23 protein-coding genes are annotated in these 22,603 nt (G+C 59.8%); 17 read left to right on the forward strand and 6 right to left on the reverse strand.

Going from position 1 to position 22,603, the window contains the following annotated elements; genetic code table 11:
• Positions 1–163: 163 nt before the first annotated feature.
• The 6 genes from D8U60_RS13220 (at position 164) to D8U60_RS13245 (ending at position 7,887) form a co-directional block, all read left to right on the forward strand.
• Positions 164–2,197, forward strand: a complete 2,034-nt coding sequence (locus D8U60_RS13220) for an ABC transporter permease subunit (protein WP_177435468.1) — start codon at positions 164–166, stop codon at positions 2,195–2,197.
• Between the two features lie 16 nt (positions 2,198–2,213).
• On the forward strand, positions 2,214–3,884 hold the full coding sequence (pstA, locus tag D8U60_RS13225; RefSeq protein ID WP_016772481.1) for a phosphate ABC transporter permease PstA: 1,671 nt from the start codon (positions 2,214–2,216) through the stop codon (positions 3,882–3,884).
• A 95-nt stretch (positions 3,885–3,979) separates the two neighbouring features.
• Complete coding sequence (gene pstB, locus D8U60_RS13230; RefSeq protein WP_016772482.1) at positions 3,980–4,813, forward strand: phosphate ABC transporter ATP-binding protein PstB; 834 nt, start codon at positions 3,980–3,982, stop codon at positions 4,811–4,813.
• Positions 4,814–4,932: 119 nt separating this feature from the next.
• Positions 4,933–5,694, forward strand: coding sequence for a phosphate signaling complex protein PhoU (gene phoU, locus D8U60_RS13235; protein ID WP_016772483.1), 762 nt, complete (start codon positions 4,933–4,935; stop codon positions 5,692–5,694).
• 176 nt (positions 5,695–5,870) lie between these two features.
• On the forward strand, positions 5,871–6,803 hold the full coding sequence (locus D8U60_RS13240) for a response regulator (protein ID WP_041476598.1): 933 nt from the start codon (positions 5,871–5,873) through the stop codon (positions 6,801–6,803).
• A gap of 187 nt (positions 6,804–6,990) precedes the next feature.
• The gene (locus D8U60_RS13245; protein ID WP_016772485.1) at positions 6,991–7,887 is read left to right on the forward strand and encodes a M23 family metallopeptidase; all 897 of its coding nucleotides are present in this window, start codon (positions 6,991–6,993) and stop codon (positions 7,885–7,887) included.
• 102 nt (positions 7,888–7,989) lie between these two features.
• On the opposite strand, the gene D8U60_RS13250 is transcribed toward D8U60_RS13245, so the two are convergent.
• From D8U60_RS13250 to phoB, 3 genes are all read right to left on the reverse strand, one after another.
• Positions 7,990–9,330 carry a hemolysin family protein gene (locus tag D8U60_RS13250; RefSeq protein ID WP_110644534.1) on the reverse strand — a complete coding sequence of 447 codons (1,341 nt, stop codon included), beginning with the start codon at positions 9,328–9,330 and terminating at the stop codon, positions 7,990–7,992.
• Positions 9,331–9,453: 123 nt separating this feature from the next.
• A complete protein-coding gene (phoR, locus tag D8U60_RS13255; protein WP_241149644.1) occupies positions 9,454–10,740 on the reverse strand; it encodes a phosphate regulon sensor histidine kinase PhoR in 1,287 nt (428 codons plus the stop codon).
• Between the two features lie 138 nt (positions 10,741–10,878).
• Positions 10,879–11,568 carry a phosphate regulon transcriptional regulator PhoB gene (gene phoB / locus D8U60_RS13260; RefSeq protein ID WP_007896474.1) on the reverse strand — a complete coding sequence of 230 codons (690 nt, stop codon included), beginning with the start codon at positions 11,566–11,568 and terminating at the stop codon, positions 10,879–10,881.
• Between the two features lie 151 nt (positions 11,569–11,719).
• On the opposite strand from phoB, the gene D8U60_RS13265 reads away from it, so the two are divergent.
• Complete coding sequence (locus tag D8U60_RS13265) at positions 11,720–12,103, forward strand: hypothetical protein (RefSeq protein ID WP_071172081.1); 384 nt, start codon at positions 11,720–11,722, stop codon at positions 12,101–12,103.
• Between the two features lie 83 nt (positions 12,104–12,186).
• On the opposite strand, the gene ubiA is transcribed toward D8U60_RS13265, so the two are convergent.
• Positions 12,187–13,077 (reverse strand): 4-hydroxybenzoate octaprenyltransferase, encoded by an 891-nt coding sequence (ubiA, locus tag D8U60_RS13270; protein ID WP_024014831.1) that lies wholly within the window; start codon positions 13,075–13,077, stop codon positions 12,187–12,189.
• On the reverse strand, positions 13,077–13,637 hold the full coding sequence (locus D8U60_RS13275; protein ID WP_122612777.1) for a chorismate lyase: 561 nt from the start codon (positions 13,635–13,637) through the stop codon (positions 13,077–13,079). The genes ubiA and D8U60_RS13275 overlap by 1 nt, the downstream gene beginning before the upstream one ends.
• 201 nt (positions 13,638–13,838) lie before the next feature.
• On the opposite strand from D8U60_RS13275, the gene D8U60_RS13280 reads away from it, so the two are divergent.
• From D8U60_RS13280 to D8U60_RS13290, 3 genes are all read left to right on the forward strand, one after another.
• Entirely contained in the window at positions 13,839–14,006 is a 168-nt protein-coding gene (locus D8U60_RS13280) for a rubredoxin (protein ID WP_053148867.1), read from the forward strand.
• Between the two features lie 20 nt (positions 14,007–14,026).
• A complete protein-coding gene (locus D8U60_RS13285) occupies positions 14,027–15,175 on the forward strand; it encodes an FAD-dependent oxidoreductase (protein ID WP_130900272.1) in 1,149 nt (382 codons plus the stop codon).
• Between the two features lie 190 nt (positions 15,176–15,365).
• Positions 15,366–15,641: an HU family DNA-binding protein gene (locus D8U60_RS13290; RefSeq protein WP_003213368.1), complete on the forward strand. Its 276-nt coding sequence runs from the start codon at positions 15,366–15,368 to the stop codon at positions 15,639–15,641.
• 97 nt (positions 15,642–15,738) lie between these two features.
• Here D8U60_RS13290 and D8U60_RS13295 read toward each other — a convergent pair whose 3' ends face one another.
• Entirely contained in the window at positions 15,739–16,095 is a 357-nt protein-coding gene (locus D8U60_RS13295; RefSeq protein WP_122612775.1) for a hypothetical protein, read from the reverse strand.
• A 672-nt stretch (positions 16,096–16,767) separates the two neighbouring features.
• On the opposite strand from D8U60_RS13295, the gene tssA reads away from it, so the two are divergent.
• The 7 genes from tssA to D8U60_RS13330 are packed head-to-tail and all read left to right on the forward strand — an operon-like array spanning position 16,768 to position 22,539.
• The gene (gene tssA / locus D8U60_RS13300) at positions 16,768–18,330 is read left to right on the forward strand and encodes a type VI secretion system protein TssA (RefSeq protein ID WP_056790892.1); all 1,563 of its coding nucleotides are present in this window, start codon (positions 16,768–16,770) and stop codon (positions 18,328–18,330) included.
• Between the two features lie 32 nt (positions 18,331–18,362).
• A complete protein-coding gene (gene tssB, locus D8U60_RS13305; RefSeq protein ID WP_016772498.1) occupies positions 18,363–18,866 on the forward strand; it encodes a type VI secretion system contractile sheath small subunit in 504 nt (167 codons plus the stop codon).
• Between the two features lie 28 nt (positions 18,867–18,894).
• Complete coding sequence (gene tssC / locus D8U60_RS13310) at positions 18,895–20,370, forward strand: type VI secretion system contractile sheath large subunit (protein WP_016772499.1); 1,476 nt, start codon at positions 18,895–18,897, stop codon at positions 20,368–20,370.
• A 9-nt stretch (positions 20,371–20,379) separates the two neighbouring features.
• A complete protein-coding gene (gene tssE / locus D8U60_RS13315; RefSeq protein WP_007920274.1) occupies positions 20,380–20,787 on the forward strand; it encodes a type VI secretion system baseplate subunit TssE in 408 nt (135 codons plus the stop codon).
• A gap of 11 nt (positions 20,788–20,798) precedes the next feature.
• Complete coding sequence (locus D8U60_RS13320; protein ID WP_076564582.1) at positions 20,799–21,302, forward strand: PAAR domain-containing protein; 504 nt, start codon at positions 20,799–20,801, stop codon at positions 21,300–21,302.
• 5 nt (positions 21,303–21,307) lie between these two features.
• On the forward strand, positions 21,308–22,159 hold the full coding sequence (locus D8U60_RS13325) for a hypothetical protein (RefSeq protein WP_130900273.1): 852 nt from the start codon (positions 21,308–21,310) through the stop codon (positions 22,157–22,159).
• Positions 22,156–22,539 carry a hypothetical protein gene (locus D8U60_RS13330; protein WP_110599800.1) on the forward strand — a complete coding sequence of 128 codons (384 nt, stop codon included), beginning with the start codon at positions 22,156–22,158 and terminating at the stop codon, positions 22,537–22,539. The genes D8U60_RS13325 and D8U60_RS13330 overlap by 4 nt, the downstream gene beginning before the upstream one ends.
• The last annotated feature ends 64 nt before the right edge of the window (positions 22,540–22,603 follow it).

The following is a 22,603-nucleotide window of genomic DNA, read 5'->3' on the forward strand; positions in this document are numbered from 1 at the left end:
CATCCGCGCGCTCAAGGATCGCTTCACCCGTTGGTACGTCCTCGTTGGCGGCCTGGCGGTGCTCGCGGCCATCACCCTGATCTTCTTCTTCCTCGCTTACGTTGTAGCGCCGTTGTTTCAAGGCGCCGACCTGACCGCGAAAGACTCGATCACCCCGGCCTGGATGCAGGACGCGGGCAAGCCGCTGATGATCTCGCTCGAAGAGCAGAATCAGGTGGCCATGCGTGTATCCGACAAGGGCCAGGCGCTGTTCTTCGATCTCGACAGTGGCGTTGAATTGAGGCGTGTCGATCTGCCGCTGCCTGCGGGCGCTACCGTGACGTCTATTGGCGAAGACCAGCCGGGTCATCCGCTGGTGGCCGTGGGTCTGTCCAACGGTCAGGCGCTGGTGTTCCGTCATACCTATAAAGTCAGCTACCCCGATGGCAAGAAAACCATCAGCCCGGCCATCGAATATCCCTATGGCGAGGCACCGATCGCGCTGAACGAAAGCGGCGGCGCGCTGGAGCATGTCAGCCTCAATGCCACCGACTCGACGCTGATGCTGGTCGGCTCCACTGGCTCGCAACTCAACGTGCTTTCGCTGACCAGCGAAGAAAACATGATGACCGGCGAAGTCACCAACGAGCAGACGCGCATCGATCTGCCGCAGATGACCGAGCCGGTGAAAAACATCTTCGTCGACCCGCGCCAGCAGTGGCTGTACGTGGTCAACGGGCGAGCTCAGGCCGACGTGTTCAGCCTGCGCGACAAGAGCCTCAACGGGCGCTACAAACTGCTGGAAAATGCCGACGCCCAAGTCACCGCCACCGCGCAGCTGGTCGGCGGTATCTCGCTGATCGTCGGCGATTCCAAGGGCGGTCTGGCCCAGTGGTTCATGGCCCGCGATACCGATGGCGAGCAGCGTCTGAAGCAGATCCGCACCTTCCAGATGGGCACCACGCCGATCGTTGAAATCGCTGCCGAAGAGCGCCGCAAAGGCTTCCTCGCCCTTGATGCCAGCGGCAAGCTCGGCGTGTTCCACAGCACTGCACACCGCACGTTGCTGGTCGATCAGGTGGTTGAAGGCCAGGGCCTGTTCGGTCTGTCGCCGCGCGCCAACCGAGTGATCGTCGAAGCCGGCGGCAAGCTGCAGCCGTTGCTGCTCGACAATCCGCATCCGGAAGTATCGTGGAGCGCGCTGTGGAGCAAGGTCTGGTACGAGAACTACGACGAGCCTAAATACGTCTGGCAATCGACCGCCGCCAACACCGATTTCGAACCGAAACTGAGCCTCTCGCCACTGACCTTCGGCACTCTGAAGGCCGCGTTCTACGCCATGCTGCTGGCCGCACCACTGGCCGTCGCTGCGGCGATCTACACCGCGTACTTCATGGCCCCGGGCATGCGCCGCAAGGTCAAACCGGTGATCGAACTGATGGAAGCGATGCCGACGGTGATCCTCGGTTTCTTCGCCGGCCTGTTCCTCGCGCCGTACGTAGAAGGCCATCTGCCGGGCATCTTCAGCCTGCTGATGTTGCTGCCGATCGGCATTCTGGTCGCCGGCTTCACCTTCAGCCGCCTGCCTGAATCGATCCGCCTGAAAGTCCCGGACGGTTGGGAAAGTGCGCTGCTGATTCCGGTGATCCTGTTTGTGGGCTGGCTGTCGCTGTACATGAGTCCGTTCATGGAGAACTGGTTCTTCGGTGGCGACATGCGCATGTGGATCTCCCACGACCTGGGCATCACCTACGACCAGCGCAACGCTCTGGTGGTCGGTCTGGCCATGGGTTTCGCGGTGATCCCGAACATCTACTCGATCGCCGAAGACGCCGTGTTCAGTGTGCCGCGCGGCCTGACCCTGGGTTCGCTGGCCCTGGGTGCCACGCCATGGCAGACCATGACCCGCGTGGTGATCCTGACCGCCAGCCCGGGGATTTTTTCGGCGCTGATGATCGGCATGGGCCGTGCGGTCGGCGAAACCATGATCGTGCTGATGGCCACCGGCAACACCCCGGTGATGGAGATGAACCTGTTCGAAGGCCTGCGCACCCTGGCCGCCAACGTCGCGGTGGAAATGCCCGAGTCGGAGGTCGGTGGCAGCCACTACCGCGTGCTGTTCCTCTCGGCGCTGGTGCTGCTGCTGTTCACCTTCGTCATGAACACCCTGGCAGAACTGATTCGTCAGCGTCTGCGCAAGAAATACTCGTCGCTTTAAGCAAAGGTAGAAGTCTGTGAAACAGAACTCCCTGAAAGGATGGTTCAAGAGCGGCGCCCCGGGCGTCTGGATCAGCGGTGGCGCGGTGTCCATCGCGGTCATCATGACCATTGGCCTGTTGGCGGTGATTGCCGTGCGCGGTCTCGGTCACTTCTGGCCGGCGGACCTGATCCACGCCCATTACGACGTACCGGGCCAGGCCAATCACCTGGTGATCGGCGAAGTGGTGCAGAAAGAAGAAGTGCCGCGCGCGCGTCTGAAGAGCGCCGGCCTGCCGGTGCCTGACGAAGGTCCGGAATTCATGACCCGCGAGCTGATCAAGGTCGGCAACCGTGACCTGAACGGCAACGACTTCACGTGGATCGTCGGCGAGTGGCTGACCAAGCAGACCACACCGCCAGAATTGATGGCGATCGAGCGTCGCGAGTGGGGCAACTTCTACGGCTACCTGGTCAACGTCAAACAGGATGGCAAGGTCATCGCCGAAGGCGAGGCCGCATGGCCCGAACTGCAAGCGCGCATCGATCGGGTGAACGATCTTGCTGCTCAGCTGAAGACGCTGGAAAAAACCGACATCGGCGCGATCAACGCCGGCCTCGAGCGAATCCGTCTGCACGGGCGCAAACTGGAGCTGGAAGGCAAACTCGACGCCACCGCACAAGCGGACATGGAATCCGAGCGCGCCGAGCTGGACGCTCGCTACAAAGATATCGAAGCACGTCTGTCTGATTTGCATGCACAGTTCAACCGCGACGCCTTGACCGCCCGTGACGCCAACGGCAAGGAAATCGAAATCGGTCTGGGCAAAGTCGTGCATGCCTACCAGCCAAACGGCATGAGCACCTTGACCAAGGTTGGTTTCTACTTCAGCAAGATCTGGGAATTCCTCTCCGACGACCCGCGTGAAGCGAACACCGAAGGCGGGATCTTCCCGGCGATTTTCGGCACCGTGATGATGACCCTGATCATGGCGATGATCGTGACCCCGTTCGGCGTGCTGGCAGCGGTGTACCTGCGCGAATACGCCAAGCAGAACACCCTGACCCGGGTCATTCGCATTGCGGTGAACAACCTCGCCGGCGTACCGGCGATCGTTTACGGCGTGTTCGGTCTGGGCTTCTTCGTTTACGTGCTGGGTGGCTCGGTCGACCGCTTGTTCTTCCCTGAAGCTCTGCCGGCGCCGACGTTCGGTACGCCGGGCCTGCTCTGGGCTTCGCTGACCCTCGCGCTGCTGGCCGTGCCGGTGGTGATCGTGGCGACCGAAGAAGGTCTGGCGCGGATTCCCCGCACTGTGCGTGAAGGTTCGTTGGCTCTCGGTGCGACCAAAGCGGAAACGCTGTGGAAAATCGTTATCCCGATGGCCAGCCCGGCCATGATGACCGGGATGATCCTCGCCGTGGCCCGCGCCGCCGGTGAAGTGGCGCCGCTGATGCTGGTGGGTGTGGTGAAACTGGCGCCGTCGCTGCCGGTGGACGGCAACTACCCGTACCTGCACCTGGACCAGAAGATCATGCACCTGGGCTTCCACATCTATGACGTCGGCTTCCAGAGCCCCAACGTCGAAGCAGCCCGCCCGCTGGTGTACGCCACCGCGCTGCTGCTGGTGCTGGTGATCGCGACGCTGAACCTGTCGGCGGTGTATATCCGCAACCACCTGCGCGAAAAATACAAAGCACTGGATAGCTAAAGCCATTAGCCACAAGCGGCAAGCTACAAGCCGCTTTTGCTCAAACTTGCAGCTTGCAGCCAGAAGCTTGCAGCTACGAACGGAGTGAGAACCCCATGCAGCACGAAACACACAGCCACGGCATCAACATGTCTGCCCTGGGCCGCGACAAGCAGAGCCTGGACCTGGCGCAGGAAACCGTTGCCATCGAAGTGCCGGGCCTGAGCCTGTACTACGGCGAGAAACAGGCACTGTTCGACGTCAGCATGAACATCCCGAAACAGCGCGTGACCGCGTTCATCGGCCCGTCGGGCTGCGGTAAGTCGACGCTGCTGCGTACCTTCAACCGGATGAACGATCTGGTCGACGGCTGCCGTGTCGAGGGCGCGATCAACCTGTACGGCAACAACATCTATCGCAAGGGCGAAGACGTTGCCGAACTGCGTCGTCGCGTCGGCATGGTATTCCAGAAGCCCAACCCGTTCCCGAAGACCATCTACGAAAACGTGGTCTATGGCCTGCGCATCCAGGGCATCAACAAGAAGCGTATCCTCGACGAGGCCGTTGAGTGGGCGTTGAAAGGCGCAGCACTGTGGGACGAGGTCAAAGACCGCCTGCACGACTCGGCGCTAGGCCTGTCCGGTGGTCAGCAGCAGCGTCTGGTGATCGCGCGCACCATCGCGGTTGAGCCGGAAGTGCTGCTGCTCGACGAACCGTGCTCGGCTCTCGACCCGATCTCGACGCTGAAAGTCGAAGAGCTGATCTACGAGCTGAAGTCCAAGTTCACCATCGTCATCGTTACCCACAACATGCAACAGGCGGCACGGGTGTCCGACTACACCGCGTTCATGTACATGGGCAAACTGGTGGAATTCGGCGACACCGATACCCTGTTCACCAATCCGGCGAAGAAGCAGACCGAAGACTACATCACCGGTCGCTATGGCTGATTGGGGCAGCTGCAAGCCGCAAGCTTCAAGCGGCAAGAAAGAATTGGTGCGATATCAGGACTTACACATAACTGCTTGAAGCTTGCAGCTTGAAGCTTGCAACTTTCGCGGAGCGAACAATGATTTCCAAAGAAGGCCTTACCCATCACATTTCCGCGCAGTTCAACGCTGAACTGGAGGAAGTGCGCAGCCACCTCCTTGCCATGGGCGGGCTGGTCGAGAAGCAGGTCAACGACGCGGTCACGGCGCTGATCGAGGCCGATTCCGGCCTGGCTCAGCAGGTGCGTGAGATCGACGACCAGATCAACCAGATGGAACGCAACATCGACGAAGAATGCCTGCGCATTCTCGCCCGTCGTCAGCCGGCAGCCTCCGACCTGCGTTTGATCATCAGCATTTCCAAGTCGGTGATCGACCTTGAGCGTATCGGCGACGAAGCCACCAAGATCGCCCGTCGTGCCATCCAGTTGTGCGAAGAAGGCGAAGCGCCGCGCGGTTACGTCGAGGTTCGTCACATTGGCGACCAGGTTCGCAACATGGTGCGCGATGCGCTGGACGCCTTCGCCCGTTTCGACGCCGATCTGGCCTTGTCGGTGGCGCAGTACGACAAGATCATCGACCGCGAATACAAAACCGCCCTGCGTGAGCTGGCCACCTACATGATGGAAGACCCGCGCTCTATCTCGCGCGTGCTGAGCATCATCTGGGTCCTGCGTTCACTGGAGCGCATCGGCGATCATGCGCGCAACATCTCCGAACTGGTGATCTACCTGGTGCGCGGCACCGACGTGCGCCACATGGGCCTCAAGCGCATGAAAGAAGAAGTTGAAGGCACAAGCGCTGAAACCGCTAATGTTCCGGGCGAAGCTGACGATAAGTAAGATTGCCTGAGAAAAGCGCCCGGCCCTCTGGCCGGGCGTTTTTGTTTCTGCTTTTCAGAAGCGGATTCGTATCAAAAGCAGCACCCGCGAACGAAAAGTCCCGGCGTGACTGAAGAGTTTTGGCAATGTGCCATCAGCCAGCGTTATGCTTGCCGGGATTTTAATAGGGGTGTTGGATGAGCAAGATCAGTGTGTTGGTCGTGGACGATGCTTCGTTCATTCGTGACCTGGTGAAAAAGTGCCTGCGTAATTACTTCCCGGGGATCCGCACCGAGGACGCCATCAACGGCAAAAAGGCCCAGGCGATGCTGGCCAAAGAGGCTTTCGACCTGGTGCTGTGCGACTGGGAAATGCCGGAAATGTCCGGCCTCGAACTGCTGACCTGGTGCCGCGAGCAGGACAACCTCAAGACCATGCCGTTCGTCATGGTCACCAGCCGTGGTGACAAGGAAAACGTCGTGCAGGCGATTCAGGCCGGCGTATCCGGCTACGTCAGCAAGCCGTTCACCAACGAGCAGCTGCTGACCAAGGTCAAGCAGGCACTGAACAAGGTCGGCAAGCTCGACACCTTGATGAACAGCGCGCCGACCAAAATGAATTCGGCATTCGGCAACGATTCCCTGAGCGCACTGACCGGCGGCAAGCCGGCCGTGGTCGGCGGCGCTGCGGCCAGGCCTGCCGCTGCTGCCCCCGCTCCAGCCGCTGCACCGTCGCGCGGTTTGCTCAACAGCCCGCCAGTTCAGGCGCCCGGTGCATCCAAGGCGCCGGTGGGCGGTCGTGGTCAGGGCCAGTTGCGCCTGCCGAGCGGTACTCAGCAATGCGTGATCAAGGCCCTGAGCATCAAGGAAGCGCTGCTGGTAGTAAAGCGCACTGAAACCCTGCCGCAGATCCTCGACAGCGCCGTGCTCGATCTGGAGCAGGGCGACAACGCCGAGATCGCGCGGCTCAACGGTTATCTGCACGCCATCGTCGCCCACGAGCAAAAAGCTGACAGCGACTGGCTGCAACTGACCTTCCGCTTTGTCGACCAGGATGCGCAAAAGCTCGACTACATCTCGCGCCTGATCGCCCGGGGCACTGCGCAGAAGCACTTCGTACCCGGCGCGTAACCGCAGCGGCCCAAAAAGATCGCAGCCTTCGGCAGCTCCTACAGGGGAACGCATTCTCATGTAGGAGCTGCCGAAGGCTGCGATCTTTTGCTTTGTGTGCTGGCCAATTTGAAACATCTGTCGACTAGCCTGGTCTGTCTCAGCTGCTAGGCTGATTCCCAGGCCTTCCTTCGACAGACTTTTGCCCATGCTCGCGCGCCTGCTGTTTTTCTGCGGTCTCTGCCTGGCCTCCCAGCTGGCGATGGCCATGACCATCTACAAATCCACCGACGCCAACGGCGTGGTCTCGTACAGCGACCGCCCAAGCAAAGGCGCGAAAGTGTTCGTGTTTCAGGACCGCATGGTCGAGCGCCTCGACCGCCAGGTGTACCTGGACATCAAGAAGCAGAAGGGCGTTGATGTGGTATTTGCGCGCAACGATCTGTACGCGCCGGTCGAGGTTGCCCTTGCCTTCATCGGCACGAGCAATGTGCGTGGCGCGCCGTCGCGAGCGATCCGTCGTGTGCTGCCACCGCGCAGCAACACGCGGCTGGCGCTGCTGACGGCGATCAGTCGTGACCAGCCGCTGGTGTATTCGCCGCAGTTCCAGTATTCGCTGGGCGACCCCGCAGGCACCGCGCAGAGCTATCGCTATCCGCTGCCCTGGCGTGGCGGGCCGTTTCGCCTGAGCCAGGGCGCCAACGGCCAATACAGCCACTACGGGCCGAAAAACCGCTACGCCATGGACATTGCCATGCCGGTGGGCACGCCGATCATCGCCGCGCGAGCGGGTGTGGTAGTCAAGACCGAGAACTCCCAGAGCGGGCGCGGTACCGATGCCTCCGGCAATTTCGTCCGAGTGCTGCACGACGACGGCACCATGGGCGTGTACCTGCATTTGAAACAAGGTTCGGTGAGCGTGCGCGAAGGCCAGCGGGTCAAGGTCGGCAGCCCGCTGGCGCTGTCGGGCAACACCGGCAACAGCAGCGGCCCGCACCTGCATTTCGTGGTGCAGCGCAATACCGGCGAAGGGCTGGTGTCGATTCCCTATCAGTTCAACCAGCCGCTGGGGGCGTTGCCCAACTTTGCGTTGGGCAAGCAGTAGGCGCGATAGGGTGTTGAGGGTTTTTGTGGCGAGGGGATTTATCCCCGTTGGGCCGCGAAGCGGCCCCAAATATTGCAACCACAAGAGCCCCCCAAACTCCCATCAATCCAGCATCAACACCTTGGCCAGGACAATCTTCGGCCCTTTCATCTTCTTGATGATGATGCGCAGGCCTTCGACTTCCAGCACTTCTTCCTCTTCCGGCACCCGTTTCAGGGTTTCGTAAACCAGCCCGGCGAGGGTTTCCGCTTCGATGTGATCAAGATCGATGCCGAGCAGACGCTCGACCTTGAACAACGGCGTATCGCCACGCACCAGCAACTTGCCCGGCTGATAGGCGAGGATGCCGCGCTCAGCCTTGCGGTGTTCGTCCTGAATATCGCCGACCAGCACTTCCAGCACGTCTTCCATGGTCAGGTAGCCGATGATGTTGCCGTCAGCCTCCTCGACCACGGCGAAGTGCGAGCCACCCTTGCGGAACTGCTCCAGCAGCTGCGACAGCGGCATGTGCCGCGATACGCGCTCCAGCGGGCGGGTCAGCTCGGCGAGGTTGAACGACTCGGGAATGTGGTCCAGCGCGGCCAGTTCCAGCAGCAGATCCTTGATGTGCAGCAGGCCGACGAACTCCTGGCGCTCGCTGTCGTACACCGGATAACGGCTGAACTTGTGGCGACGGAACATCGCCAGGATTTCCTTCAGCGGCGCGTTGAATTCCAGGGTGATCAGGTCTTCGCGGGAGTTGGCCCAGTCGACCACTTCCAGCTCGCCCATTTCCACGGCCGAGGCCAATACGCGCATGCCCTGATCGCTCGGATCCTGGCCACGGCTGGAGTGCAGGATCAGTTTCAGTTCTTCGCGGCTGTAATGGTGTTCATGGTGCGGGCCGGGTTCACCTTGCCCGGCGATACGCAGAATCGCGTTGGCGCTGGCGTTGAGCAGGTAGATCGCCGGGTACATCGCCCAGTAGAACAGGTACAGCGGCACCGCCGTCCACAGCGACAGCAGCTCGGGTTTGCGGATCGCCCACGACTTGGGCGCCAGCTCGCCGACCACGATGTGCAGGTACGAAATGATGAAGAACGCGGTGAAGAACGACACGCCTTTGATGATCTCGGGCGATTCGACGCCGACCGCGCTCAGCAGCGGTTCGAGAATATGCGCGAACGCCGGCTCACCGACCCAGCCCAGACCGAGAGAGGCGAGGGTGATGCCGAGCTGGCACGCCGACAGGTAGGCATCGAGCTGACTGTGCACGGTGCGCAGGATGTGCCCGCGCCAGCCGTGTTGTTCAGCGATGGCCTCGACCCGGGTCGAGCGCAGTTTGACCATGGCGAATTCCGCCGCAACGAAAAAGCCGTTGAGCAAAACCAGGATCAGAGCAAAAAGGATCATGCCGAAGTCGGCAAAAATGGTCGCGAGGGACAAGCCAGGGGAAGGGTCCATGATGGAGTTTTGCGGGTTCCGTGTGATTCGAAAGTGGGGAGAAACAGCGCCTGAAAGGCAGGCACAAGTCAGCCAATGTAGCGGCTGACCGTGCGATTGCCTAGTGGCGTGTGCCGGGCGGCATCACTCGGCGGCGCTGATCGCCCGTGCGCTGGCCACCTGGGCCGGGGCGAAATGGCAGGTGAACGTGCTGCCGTGGCCGGGCACGCTGCTGATCTCCATGCGCGCGCGGTGGCGCAGCAGCACGTGCTTGACGATGGCCAGGCCGAGGCCGGTGCCGCCAGTGTTGGAGTTGCGGCTGGAATCGACGCGGTAGAAACGTTCGGTCAGGCGCGGCAAGTGTTTGCTGTCGATGCCGATGCCGGAATCCTGCACGCTCAGGTGCGCGCCCTGATCGTCGCCCCACCAGCGAATGCGGATGTTGCCCTCGGCCGGGGTGTACTTGACCGCGTTGAACACCAGATTGGAAAACGCACTGCGCAGCTCGGCCTCGCTGCCCTTGAGCAGCACTGCGGCATTGGCCTCGAGGCTGATGCGCTGGTTCTTCGCCCCGGACAACTGCTGCGCATCGCTGGTAATCGATTGCAGCAATGTGTCGATCTGCACTGGCTGGTTGTCCGACGGATAGTCGGTGGCTTCCAGCTTGGCCAGCAGCAACAGGTCGTTGAGCAGTGTCTGCATGCGCCCGCCCTGTTGCTGCATCTGTTGCAGGGCTCGGCTCCAGCGCGGGTTCACTTCCTCGACATTGTCGAGCAGGGTTTCCAGATAGCCGCAGATCACCGTCAGCGGTGTACGCAGTTCGTGGGAGACGTTGGCGATGAAGTCCTTGCGCATCTGTTCCAGCTGATGAATGCGCGTCACGTCGCGGACCAGCATCAGGTGTTCATTGTTGCCGTAGCGGGTCAGGTACAGCTGAATGCGCACGCGATCGTTGGTCGGCGAAGGGATTTCCAATGGCTCGGCGAAGCTGTCCTGCTCGAAGTATTCCTTGAAGCGCGGATGGCGCACCAGGTTGGTCACCGGTTGGCCGCTGTCCTGCGGAGTCTTCAGGCCGAGCAGGGTTTCGGCGGCGCGGTTCCACCATTCGAGGTTGCCGTCGCTGTCGAGCATGATGACTGCATCTTTCAGCGCGGCGGTGGATTCCTGCACCCGGTCGATCACCGCTTGCAGACGCCCGCGCACCCGTTGGTCGCGGCGTTGCAGGTGATAGATGCTGTCGAACACCTCGCCCCACAGACCATAGCCATCGGGCGGGGCTTCGTCGGGTTGATGCTGGCGCAGCCATTCGTGCAGACGCAGCAGTTGCTTGAGCGTCCAGGCCAGATAAAGCCCCAGACCCGCCGCGAGGCTCCAGCCGTAATAGCCGGTGATCAGGCCGATCACCAGGCAGGCGGTGACCAGCAACAGCATGTGGCGAATCAGGGTGCCATGCCAGTTTTGATTCACAGAGGCGTCCTTAGCCGCAGCTTCAAGTTTCAAGCCGCAAGCTCCAAGCTAAAACGGAGCGGCTTTCACTTGCCGCTTGTAGCTGGAAACTTGCAGCTGCTTTTACGCTTTTGTGGAGAACCGATAACCGGTGCCGCGCACGGTTTGTACCAGATTTTCGTAAGCGTCGCCGAGGGCCTTGCGCAGGCGGCGGATGTGCACGTCGACGGTGCGCTCTTCGACATAGACGTTGCCGCCCCAGACCTGGTCGAGCAACTGGCCACGGGTGTAGGCGCGTTCCTGATGGGTCATGAAGAATTGCAGCAGGCGGTATTCGGTCGGGCCCATCTCGGCGGGTTTGCCGTCGATGGTCACGCGATGGCTGATCGGGTCGAGCAGCAGGCCGCCGACTTCGATCGGCGCTTCGCCATCGGTCGGTCCGGCGCGGCGCAGCACAGCCTTGAGGCGGGCGACCAGTTCACGCGGGGAAAACGGTTTGGTGATGTAGTCGTCGGCGCCGACTTCCAGGCCCTGGATCTTGTTGTCCTCCTCGCCCTTGGCGGTGAGCATGATGATCGGGATGTCCCCGGTCAGCTCGTCACGCTTGAGGCGCCGGGCCAGTTCGATGCCCGAGGTGCCGGGCAGCATCCAGTCGAGCAGGATCAGGTCCGGTTTGCGGTCGACAATGATGGCGTGAGCCTGCTGCGAGTTCTCTGCCTCGAGGCAGTCATAGCCGGCCATTTCCAACGCCACGGCGATCATCTCGCGAATGGGCGCTTCGTCGTCGACGATCAGAATGCTCCTGCCAACCATGCCTTAGTCCTCTTGTCATTTAACTGTCTTGCGCCGCATTAGATAACGGAATTATTGCAGTCGTGTGACAGTATTTCAGGCGCGCAACATTTGCACCCATCCTCGACTAAGCTCTAAGTCCGAATCCTGACAACCACAAAAGAAGGTTTCCATGACTCAGATGACTGCTTCGTTCAAAGCCCTGCTGATGGCTGCCGCCCTGACATTGCCGGGGCTGGCCATGGCGGCCGATCCGGCGATGGAAAAGGACGGCATGTACACCGATCAAAAGGGCATGACCCTGTACACCTTTGCCAAGGACTCCGCTGGCAAGTCCGCGTGCAATGACAAGTGCGCGGCAAACTGGCCGCCGCTAATGGCGACAGCGAATGACAAGTCGATGGGGGACTGGACGGTAATCACTCGTGATGATGGCAGCAAGCAGTGGGCCTACCAGGGCATGCCGCTGTACACCTTTGTGATGGACAAGAAGGCCGGCGACATGACCGGCGACGGCAAAATGGACGGCGCCTGGAAAGTCGCCAAGGCCAAATAACGCAAAAGATCGCAGCCTTCGGCAGCTCCTACACTGGAATGTGTACGACCTGTAGGAGCTGCCGCAGGCTGCGATCTTTTCAGTCAGCGCAGTGCGTAATCCAGCACGATCCCGACAAATATCGCCAACCCTGCCCAATGGTTGTGCAAGAAGGCCTGGAAGCAACGCATACGGTCCTTGCTGCGCGTGTACCAGAACTCCCACGCATAACACCCGGCAGCCACCAGCAAACCGAGGTGGAACCAGATCCCCAGCTCGAACTTCGACCCGGCCAGAATCAGGCAGGCCAGCGACAATGCCTGCAAGCTGAGGATGATCACCCGATCCGCCTCGCCAAACAGAATCGCCGTGGATTTCACGCCGATCTTCAGGTCGTCATCGCGATCGGTCATTGCGTAATAAGTGTCATAACCCACCGTCCACAGCAGGTTGGCGATCCACAGCAGCCACGCCGCCGCCGGCAATTCTCCGGTCTCGGCGGTAAAGGCCATTGGCATGCCCCAGGAAAACGCCGCACCCAGCACCACTTGCGGGTAGTACGTGTAGCGCTTCATGAACGGATAAGTGAACGCCAGCGCCAGACCGCCCAATGACAGCCAGATCGTCGGCGCATTGGTGCACAGCACCAGCAGAAAACTGATGCCCATCAGCACGGCAAAGAACACCAGCGCTTCCTTCGAGCTGATGCGGCCAGCAGCGAGCGGCCGTTGCGCGGTGCGTTTGACATGGCCGTCGACCTTGCGGTCGGCCCAGTCGTTGATCACGCAACCACCGGCGCGGGTCAGCACTACGCCAAGAACAAAAATCACCACGTTGGCCAGCGACGGCGAGCCCTTGCCGGCAATCCACAATGCCCACAGCGTCGGCCACAGCAGCAGGTAAATGCCGATCGGCTTGTCCATGCGCGTCAACTGAACGAAATCCCAGGCGCGCGGGTTCAGACGGTTGAGGGACTTGAGCAGGCTCTGATACATCAGCAGTTCTCCGGATGGGCGCGGGCGGCGTCCCACAGGCTCGGCAGGAAGATTTCCGCGACCAGCACACTCAGCGCGCCACGATCGAAACGCGAACGCCGGCCCCACAATTCAGGGGCTTGCACCGCTGGCGGCAACCATTGTTCAGGGTAGTGGCAGACTTCAATGGCGCGGCGCTGAAATGCCCGATCACAAAATAGCAATTCGCCCAGCGAGCGGCTGCCCAGTTCATCCATGTGCAAACCATCACCTTGCAGGGCCGCCCGCGAGGCAACGCTGCGGGCAAACACCCAGGCCTCGCCGTGGCCGCGCAAATAAACCTCACGCACCCAGCCTTCGCTGCCCTCGGCCAGCTCCAGTGCCGCGCATTCATCAGCGCGCAAGGTGTCCCAGCCTTCGAACAGCGGCGACACGCTGAAGCCGTCCTCGGACAAACGGGTCAAACGGCGGGTCAGCGAGCCTTCGTCGAACAACCAGTCGAGGGTCAACGGATCGGGGCGGGGCGTCAGGCGGTCTTGGGTCAGCCAGAGCGGGGCGGGGCAGGCATTTGAATGTTGCACAATGAGTCATTATTGGCCGCAAATGAGGCGGCGAGCTTAACATGGCGGGCGACAGGATTGAGCGGCGCCGGCCGCCGTTGCGCCGAACAGGCTTGCATCTGCGCGGCACCCTCAGTACAAAACGCCCTGAGCAGGATGGCAGCGCAACACCCATCGACCGTCCGCGCCGGCACTACGCCTGAACCCTGAGGAAGTACCTGAATGAAGAAGTGGCAATGTATCGTCTGTGGCCTGATCTATAACGAAGCCGAGGGCTGGCCGGATGACGGCATCGCGCCGGGCACCCGCTGGGAAGACGTACCGGCAGACTGGCTGTGCCCCGACTGCGGCGTCGGCAAAATGGACTTCGAAATGATTGAAATCAACTAAGCAAATCAGAGGAGTAAGGCATGAGCGCACCAGTCGTCATCATCGGCACCGGGCTTGCGGGCTACAACCTGGCCCGCGAGTTTCGCAAGCTCGACAGCGAAACCCCGCTGCTGCTGATCACCGCCGATGACGGCCGCTCTTACTCCAAGCCGATGCTCTCCACCGGTTTCGGCAAGAACAAGGACGCCGACGGCCTGAGCATGGCCGAACCCGGCGTCATGGCCGAGCAGTTGAAGGCCGAAGTGCGCACCCACACGCGCATCAGCGGTATCGACGCCGGCCACAAACGCTTGTGGATCGGTGAAGAAGCCGTGCCCTATCGCGACCTGATTCTGGCCTGGGGCGCGGAAACCGTGCGCGTGCCGATCGAAGGCGACGGCGGGGAACTGGTGTTCCCGATCAACGATCTCGAAGACTACGCGCGCTTCCGTGCCGCAGCGGCGGGCAAGCGTCGGGTGTTGTTGCTCGGCGCCGGGTTGATCGGCTGCGAATTCGCCAATGACCTGATTCTCGGCGGCTACGAAGTGCAACTGGTCGCGCCGTGCGAACAGGTCATGCCGATGCTCTTGCATCCCGCCGCTGCGGCGGCCGTGCAGGCCGGGCTGGAAAGTATCGGGGCGAAGTTTCACCTCGGCCCGGTGCTGACCCGGCTGGAGAAAGTCGCCGATGGCCTCGAAGCGCACCTGTCCGATGGTCAGATCATCCCGTGCGATGTAGTAGTCTCGGCGATCGGCCTGCGCCCGCGCATCGATCTGGCGGCGGCTGCCGGCGTGCAGGTCAATCGCGGCGTGATGGTCGATCGTTACCTGAAGACCTCTCACGCCAACATCTACGCCTTGGGCGACTGCGCTGAAGTCGATGGGCTCAATCTGCTCTACGTGATGCCGCTGATGAGCTGCGCACGCGCGTTGGCGCAAACCCTCGCAGGAAACCCGACCGCGGTCAGCTACGGGCCGATGCCGATCACCGTGAAAACCCCGGTGTGCCCGCTGGTGGTTTCGCCGCCGCCACGGGGCAGCGAAGGCATTTGGAGCGTCGAAGGGCAGGGCGCCGACATCAAAGCGCTGTGCCACAGTGCCGACGGTCAGTTGCTCGGTTACGCCCTGACCGGCGGGGCAGTCATGGAAAAACTGGCCCTGAACAAACAGCTGCCGCCGCTGCTGGCGTAAATGCCGGTCGTTCTGTCGTAAACACCGCTCTTTTGCCCCGACAAAGGTCTTGGGGAGACTGGCGCCGCCGTTGGCGGCGTGCCATTCTCACTCCCGTCTGCCGCAGAGTAGAGCCTGCGGCGCCTTGGGCGCTGTTCCAACGAGAACAGCACGGACATAACAACAAAAAACCGTCAAAGGGGCTTCACTAATGCGTAAACCAGAACTCGCCGCTGCAATCGCCGAAAAGGCCGACCTGACCAAAGAACAGGCCAACCGCGTCCTCAACGCCGTCCTCGAAGAAATCACCGGCGCCCTGCACCGCAAGGACAGCGTGACGCTGGTCGGCTTCGGCACCTTCCTGCAACGCCACCGCGGCGCCCGCACCGGCAAAAACCCGCAGACCGGCGAACCGGTCAAGATCAAGGCCAGCAACACTGTGGCATTCAAGCCAGGCAAATCGTTGAAAGACAGCGTCAATCCTTGATGGCAGCGTGCTCCCCCGAATAACGGGGAGAACCGCAAATGAGAAATGGGCACACCGATTGCGGTCGGGTGCCCATTTTTTGTGGCTGTCTGTTGGCTTACTGGCGTCGGAAGCAGGCCTTGCCGTTGCCGAAATCCACGGCCAGGCAGTTTGGCTCGATCGCCAGTTGCAGGTCCTGGAACAGTCCGCCCAGATCGCTGTTGGAGGCAGGCTTGGTTTTGCTTTCCAGCACTACTGTCTGGTTCTCGACTTTCCAGGTGCCTTTGGCAAAGCCATCGGCGCTGCCATACGCCACACCGGCATCAAAGGTGCCGTCCTTGCGCAAGAGCAACTCGGCGCCCATTTCCATTGCGCCGGTCAGGTAGTAATGGCCGTCCAATGGTTGGGTTTCCGCTGACGCGTGGGTGATGGGCAGCCACATGAGCGCGGCGAACAACAGTGGTTTCAGTTCCATGAAGTAAAGCTCCAGACCTGCGTTTCAAGGGGATTTGCTTGGGCTCGGATCTTTAACCAAGCCTGCAGGATATGAATTATGTAAGAAGTATCCCTGAGTTTTGTCAGAGTATTTTCTGGCATGAGGTGTAGGCATTGCCGGGGAAAAGTACATCAATAACTATCGAGTTCGCTGTGGAGCGGCGTATATGTTGAACATACAAGTTTCAATTATGTGAAATGCCATCATTTTGCTAGCACTTTTTTCGTTGCTCGTTGTCGTCTGCGAAAGGTTAAAAGATGCCGGTCTTTATTCAGAAGTGTCCTACTTCTATTTTTTTCCGGATTTGTCATGCTGCACGCCGCTCGAGGACATGAGCGTCCGGTAAACTCGCTCGTCTGCAACGGGAGGCTCTGGATCAATGGTTTCGCAGGACCATGGTGAATGCGCTGTATATCAATCGGCCTCAGGGAAACCCCTGCGACATATAGGGCGATCTCCTACAGACCGCAATGAACAGTTCGTCTTGTTGTTTAATCAGATGCTTGCTAGTGGCCATCATAGTGATTACGATGCGCCCACTTGAAAGAGCACATCTCAATTGGATGAGTCGCTGAACTGCTCTTCGATACTGTCCCGCGTTGCTGAAACTCCATTCGCGCGCATGACTGTAATCCTTAATAAAGGCCATGGATGTCCTACTCAAGCAAACTTTCCGCCCATTACCTCGAACTCGCAAAAGTCTCTGTTTCCAAAGAGAATTTCGCGGGCGAAGACGTTCGTTTTTCGAGCGAGTTCGAGGCGCTGGAAAGTGAGCTGGCCAAGGCTTCGTCGATGCACGAAAGCGGGCAGATCGACTGGCTGAAAATCCGCGAAAACAGCGAAAATCTGTTGCGTACCCAATCCAAGGATCTGCGTGTCGGCGCCTGGCTGACCTGGTCGCTGTACCAGCGCGAATCCTTCCCCGGGCTGCTCGCCGGCCTCGGTCTGCTGCACCATCTGTCGGAAAACAACTGGGCCGACGTTCACCCGCTCAAACCCCGCACCCGTGCCGCCGCGATCGGCTGGCTGGTGCCGCGTCTCGAGCAGGTCATCACCGAAAACATTGCGATCAAAGAGCAGTTGCCGATGTTCCGGCAGCTTTCCGAGCACCTGGCCGGCCTTGAGGCCGCGTGCACTGAGCATCTGGGCGATGACGCGCCGCTGCTGCTGCCGATCTCCCGCCGCCTGAAAACCATGATTCAGCGCGCCGCCGACAACCAGCCGGCGCCCGGCGTGGTGGGCGCGGCGGTGGCGCAGGTCAAGCAGGCCGCGACCCAACTGCTCACCCCTGGCGCGCCGATCGACAACGAGCGGGATGCGCACAAAGCCCTGCGCGCCCAGCAGGACAGCGCCCGGCCATTGTGTGCCTGGTGGCTGAAACAGAAAGCCACCGACCTGCGTGCCCTGCGCCTCAATCGCACGCTGTTGTGGATGACCATCGACGCGGTGCCCGAGCGCAACGCGGAGCAGATCACCGTGCTGCGCGGTCTGCCGCTGGAAAAGCTCAAGCTCTATCAGGACCGTTTCGATCAGGGCAAATACGCCGACCTGCTGGTGGAACTGGAGGCGAGCCTGGCGAAGGCGCCGTTCTGGTTCGATGGCCAGAGGATGGTCTGGGAATGTCTCCAGAACCTCAACGCCGAATTGGCAATGCGCGAAGTGGAAATCCACTTCGCGCTTTTGATTCAGCGCCTGCCGGGCATCATCGAGTTGCGCTTCCATGACGGCGCGCCGTTTGCCGATCCGTCCACCCGGGCGTGGATCGCTGCCAACGTCATGCCGCACCTGCAAAGCGCCAGCGCGCCGCGCAAGGTCGAAAGCGAGAACGTCGAAACCCAGCCGGCCTGGGAAAAAGCCCTCGAGGAAGTCCAGCCGATTCTGCGCAAGGAAGGTTTGAAGCCGGCCGTGCAGATTCTCAAGCAGGGTCTGCAATCGGCCCACGGTGGCCGCGAACGCTTCTTCTGGCAGTTCACCCTCGCGCGGCTGTGTTTCCTGGCCAAGAAATATGAACTGGCCAAGAACCAGCTCGAAACCCTCGATCAGACATTACAGGACTCAGGCCTGCACGCCTGGGAGCCCGATCTTGCATTGCAAGTGCTGCACCTGCTGCACAGTTGCTGCGAGTTGTTGCCGCAGAACCACGCCGTACGTGAAAGCAAGGAAGAGATTTATCGCAGGCTGTGCCACCTCGACCTCGAAGTGGTACTCGAATAGGCCCCAGGGCCACAACCGCAAGGAGAAAAGCCATGGCCAAAGAAGGCTCGGTAGCCCCCAAGGAACGCATCAACGTCACCTTCAAACCCGCCACCGGCGGAGCTCAGGAAGAGATTGAACTGCCGCTGAAGCTGCTGGCAATCGGTGACTACACCCACCGCAAGGACGATCGCAAAATCGAAGATCGCAAGCCGATCAGCATCGACAAGATGACCTTCGACGAAGTGTTGGCCAAGCAAGAGCTGGGTCTGACGCTGAGCGTGCCGAACCGTCTGCAGGAAGATGGCGAGGCTGAAGAGCTGGCCGTGCAATTGCGCGTCAATTCGATGAAGGACTTCAACCCGGCCAGCCTGGTCGAGCAAGTGCCTGAGCTGAAAAAACTGATGGAACTGCGCGATGCGCTGGTGGCCCTCAAAGGCCCGCTGGGTAACGCACCTGCGTTCCGTAAAGCGATCGAAGGCGTGCTCGCCGACGACGAATCCCGCGGTCGCGTACTCGGTGAGCTGGGCCTGAACGCCGCAGCCCCGGACGCCTGAGACCCCAGTAGCCAAGGAAGCCAACACAATGAGCACTAGCGCAGCACAAGAGAAGAGCGCCGCCAGCGGCGAATACAGCATTCTCGACAGCATCATCGCCGAAACCCGTCTGACCCCGGACGACGAAGCCTACGACATCGCCAAGCGTGGCGTGTCGGCGTTCATCGAAGAGCTGCTCAAGCCGCAGAACAACGGTGAGCCGGTCAAGAAAGCCATGGTTGACCGCATGATCGCCGAGATCGATGCCAAGCTCAGCCGTCAGATGGACGAGATCCTGCACCACCCGGATTTCCAGGCGCTGGAATCGTCGTGGCGTGGTCTGCAGTTGCTGGTCGATCGCACCAACTTCCGCGAAAACATCAAGATCGAAATCCTCAACGTCTCCAAAGAAGACCTGCTGGACGATTTCGAAGATTCGCCGGAAGTCATGCAGTCGGGCCTGTACAAGCACATCTACACCGCTGAATACGGCCAGTTCGGTGGTCAGCCGGTGGGCGCGATCATCGCCAACTACTACATGTCGCCAAGCTCGCCAGACGTCAAGCTGATGCAGTACGTGGCCAGCGTTTCGTGCATGTCCCACGCGCCGTTCATCGCTGCTGCCGGCCCGAAATTCTTCGGCCTGGAAAGCTTCACCGGCCTGCCGGATCTGAAAGATCTGAAAGACCACTTCGAAGGCCCGCAATTCGCCAAATGGCAGAGCTTCCGTACTTCGGAAGACTCCCGCTACGTTGGCCTGACCGTGCCACGTTTCCTGCTGCGCAACCCGTACGATCCGGAAGAAAACCCGGTCAAGTCGTTCGTGTACAAGGAAACCGTTGCCAACAGCCACGAGCACTACCTGTGGGGCAACACCGCTTACGCGTTCGGCACCAAGCTGACCGACAGCTTCGCCAAATTCCGCTGGTGCCCGAACATCATCGGCCCGCAGAGCGGTGGCGCGGTTGAAGACTTGCCTCTGCACCATTTCGAAAGCATGGGCGAAATCGAAACCAAGATCCCTACCGAAGTATTGGTTTCCGACCGTCGTGAATACGAACTGGCCGAGGAAGGCTTCATCTCCCTGACCATGCGCAAAGGCTCCGACAACGCGGCGTTCTTCTCCGCAAGCTCGGTGCAAAAGCCGAAGTTCTTCGGCATCAGCGCAGAAGGCAAGGCGGCAGAGCTGAACTACAAGCTCGGCACCCAACTGCCTTACATGATGATCGTCAACCGTCTGGCTCACTACTTGAAAGTGCTGCAACGCGAGCAACTCGGTTCGTGGAAAGAGCGTACCGACCTCGAGCTGGAACTGAACAAGTGGATCCGTCAGTACGTTGCCGACCAGGAAAACCCGAGCGCCGAAGTCCGTGGCCGTCGTCCGCTGCGCGCTGCGCAAGTGATCGTCAGCGACGTTGAAGGCGAGCCGGGCTGGTACCGCGTGAGCTTGAATGTGCGTCCTCACTTCAAGTACATGGGTGCCGATTTCACCCTGTCGCTGGTTGGCAAGCTGGACAAAGAGTAAGAGCGACTCATGGACGGATACGGCAGCCTGTTCGAACGCCTCAACGGCGACGCACAACTACGCAAGGGCAACAGCCTTGAAGCTTGCGCCATGGCGTCAGTGGCTGCCCATCTGGCCAAAATGCTCAGCACCCGGGCCGGCAGCGTGCAAACGCTGGCCGACTACGGGTTGCCCGATCTCAATGACATGCGCCTGAGCCTGCACGACTCCCTGAGTCAGGCACGTCTGGCTATCGAAAACTTCATCGAAGCCTACGAGCCGCGCCTGAGCAACGTGCGTGTCATTTCCCTGCCGCGTGACCACGACCAACTTCGCCTGGCCTTCAGTATCGAAGGCCTGCTGGAAGTCGAGGGTTTCAAGCGTCAGGTCAGTTTCTCCGCGCGCCTGGATGGCAGCGGTCAAGTCAAGGTCACCTAAGGAGATCCCCGATGTCTGGCAAACCCGCAGCACGCGTATCCGACCCCACCGCTTGCCCGCTCCCCGGCCACGGCACCAACCCGATCGCCGCCGGTTCCGGCGACGTGTTCTTCGACGGCCTCGCGGCCGCCCGCCAAGGCGATGTCTCGGCGTGTGGTGGTGCGATGGTCGGCGATCTTGCGACAACCGTGTTGATCAACGGCAAACCGGCTGCGACCGTAGGTTCGGTTGGATCTCACGGCAATAAGGTCACGGCCGGATCCGGGACGGTGATTATTGGCAATTCGCATACGCCGGCGCCGTTTGTGCCGCCGGAGCCGGTCATCATTCCTGGAATATTCAATCGTGTCTTTGAATTCAAAACCGCAGATGGAAGAACGGTTGAAAATTTAAACTACATCATGCGCTCTGATAGCGGGATTGAGAAAACAGGCTCAACGTCAACAGGCATGTCAGGTGGTTTTTCAACTGGAAAGACGGCAGAGCCTGTAACTATATATATTTCGGCGGACTAGTAGGTATGGAGACCGTAATCAACATCGATGGTGTCGCTTACACGTTTGTGACTCAGGACGAGGTGACTACACTTAAAGTTCTTACCGAAACAACTGAGAGCAAGGATACAAAGCCTAAGAAAGTTGACCTTCCGTTGGCCTGGATTATTACGCGAAAAAGTGGTGTGCCGCTCTTCGCCTTGAAACCGGGTAAGGATGACTCTCCATTCAGAATTATCACTGCGGAGAAACTATACGCAGAAAAGGGTCAGTGGTTCGAACCGTTGGCCAGATATTATAGAGAGCTTGTCTGGATCAACCCGGAAACAACGCAGGCCGGATCAGAATCGCATGCGGCTTATAAACATGTTACTTGGCAGGAGCTGATCGACTTCGCAATCGTCGACCGGTTTTCATTCACTTTTCACTCTGGAATGCCGGGTGACTGGAAATTCCGTGCCGTGGGCGGTGCTGAGTTCTTGATGGTGTTCATGGAGGATAAACCGTATTGGACTGATGGCATTGGCCAGGTGCCGTTTGCGGTTAACACCTATAGAAAATATCTGCGAGAAACAAAGCAGGTAGAACTCGCAATAAAGCTGGCTGGTGAAACGGGTGTGACCTGGGGCGACGGCAAAGCCTATACCGGAGCAGAGCGAGGACCGAAAGACGTTTACGATAACTTCATCATATTGCGAGGGATGTTGTGGGCAAAAGAAAACTGCAAGTTGGTTGTGAAAAAAGACACGGTATACGATAAAGGTATCCCGCACACAATTGAACTTACTGACGCACCTTATGTGCCTGTATCGAATGCGAAGTTAATAAATCCAATTTCGCAAGGCGATATGGATCAGTACGGGGCATGGAATAAATGAAAGCTCGTCGCTTAGTTGCCTGTATTCCACACCTGATAGTATGTGCCCTGTATATTCCTTTGCATAACTACGGTGTCGACGTATATATCGATATGTATGGCGGGTTGACATCGAGAGGTATCGGCATCGGTATGACGCCGGATCTAATGGTTCAGTATTTTGTGGTGATGAACGCTATAGCGTTTTTTGTCCCCAAGCTGAAATTAAAGGTCCTGTCTGTCTCATTAATGCTGGGACTTATTTTGTACTATTTTTTGCCTCACTACCCCGTCCGTGCGATGGCTTACACCTCGATGGGTGGTGTCCTGACTTTTGCGGCGATATTTGCTGGCCAATTGATTGATCGCGTTTTTTTTTCAAATCGAGAAGTTAAAGCATGACTGTTGGGCGTTATGGCCGACATTGCCCGCGGGGAGTTTCTTACCCGCATGAACTGTTCTGCTG

Source organism: Pseudomonas sp. Sample_11 (assembly GCF_004307505.1).
GTDB classification, from domain to species: Bacteria; Pseudomonadota; Gammaproteobacteria; order Pseudomonadales; family Pseudomonadaceae; genus Aquipseudomonas; species Aquipseudomonas atacamensis.

Bases quoted from the DNA above. Each gene is read 5' to 3' on its own strand.
- D8U60_RS13220 (WP_177435468.1), top strand. From the start codon at position 164: ATGCAGGACGCGGGCAAGCCGCTGATGATCTCGCTCGAAGAGCAGAAT.
- pstB (WP_016772482.1), top strand. From the start codon at position 3,980: ATGCAGCACGAAACACACAGCCACGGCATCAACATGTCTGCCCTGGGC.
- phoU (WP_016772483.1), top strand. From the start codon at position 4,933: ATGATTTCCAAAGAAGGCCTTACCCATCACATTTCCGCGCAGTTCAAC.
- D8U60_RS13240 (WP_041476598.1), top strand. From the start codon at position 5,871: ATGAGCAAGATCAGTGTGTTGGTCGTGGACGATGCTTCGTTCATTCGT.
- D8U60_RS13245 (WP_016772485.1), top strand. From the start codon at position 6,991: ATGCTCGCGCGCCTGCTGTTTTTCTGCGGTCTCTGCCTGGCCTCCCAG.
- D8U60_RS13250 (WP_110644534.1), bottom strand. From the start codon at position 9,330: ATGGACCCTTCCCCTGGCTTGTCCCTCGCGACCATTTTTGCCGACTTC.
- phoR (WP_241149644.1), bottom strand. From the start codon at position 10,740: ATGCTGTTGCTGGTCACCGCCTGCCTGGTGATCGGCCTGATCACCGGC.
- phoB (WP_007896474.1), bottom strand. From the start codon at position 11,568: ATGGTTGGCAGGAGCATTCTGATCGTCGACGACGAAGCGCCCATTCGC.
- D8U60_RS13265 (WP_071172081.1), top strand. From the start codon at position 11,720: ATGACTCAGATGACTGCTTCGTTCAAAGCCCTGCTGATGGCTGCCGCC.
- ubiA (WP_024014831.1), bottom strand. From the start codon at position 13,077: ATGTATCAGAGCCTGCTCAAGTCCCTCAACCGTCTGAACCCGCGCGCC.
- D8U60_RS13280 (WP_053148867.1), top strand. From the start codon at position 13,839: ATGAAGAAGTGGCAATGTATCGTCTGTGGCCTGATCTATAACGAAGCC.
- D8U60_RS13285 (WP_130900272.1), top strand. From the start codon at position 14,027: ATGAGCGCACCAGTCGTCATCATCGGCACCGGGCTTGCGGGCTACAAC.
- D8U60_RS13290 (WP_003213368.1), top strand. From the start codon at position 15,366: ATGCGTAAACCAGAACTCGCCGCTGCAATCGCCGAAAAGGCCGACCTG.
- D8U60_RS13295 (WP_122612775.1), bottom strand. From the start codon at position 16,095: ATGGAACTGAAACCACTGTTGTTCGCCGCGCTCATGTGGCTGCCCATC.
- tssA (WP_056790892.1), top strand. From the start codon at position 16,768: ATGTCCTACTCAAGCAAACTTTCCGCCCATTACCTCGAACTCGCAAAA.
- tssB (WP_016772498.1), top strand. From the start codon at position 18,363: ATGGCCAAAGAAGGCTCGGTAGCCCCCAAGGAACGCATCAACGTCACC.
- tssC (WP_016772499.1), top strand. From the start codon at position 18,895: ATGAGCACTAGCGCAGCACAAGAGAAGAGCGCCGCCAGCGGCGAATAC.
- tssE (WP_007920274.1), top strand. From the start codon at position 20,380: ATGGACGGATACGGCAGCCTGTTCGAACGCCTCAACGGCGACGCACAA.
- D8U60_RS13320 (WP_076564582.1), top strand. From the start codon at position 20,799: ATGTCTGGCAAACCCGCAGCACGCGTATCCGACCCCACCGCTTGCCCG.
- D8U60_RS13325 (WP_130900273.1), top strand. From the start codon at position 21,308: ATGGAGACCGTAATCAACATCGATGGTGTCGCTTACACGTTTGTGACT.
- D8U60_RS13330 (WP_110599800.1), top strand. From the start codon at position 22,156: ATGAAAGCTCGTCGCTTAGTTGCCTGTATTCCACACCTGATAGTATGT.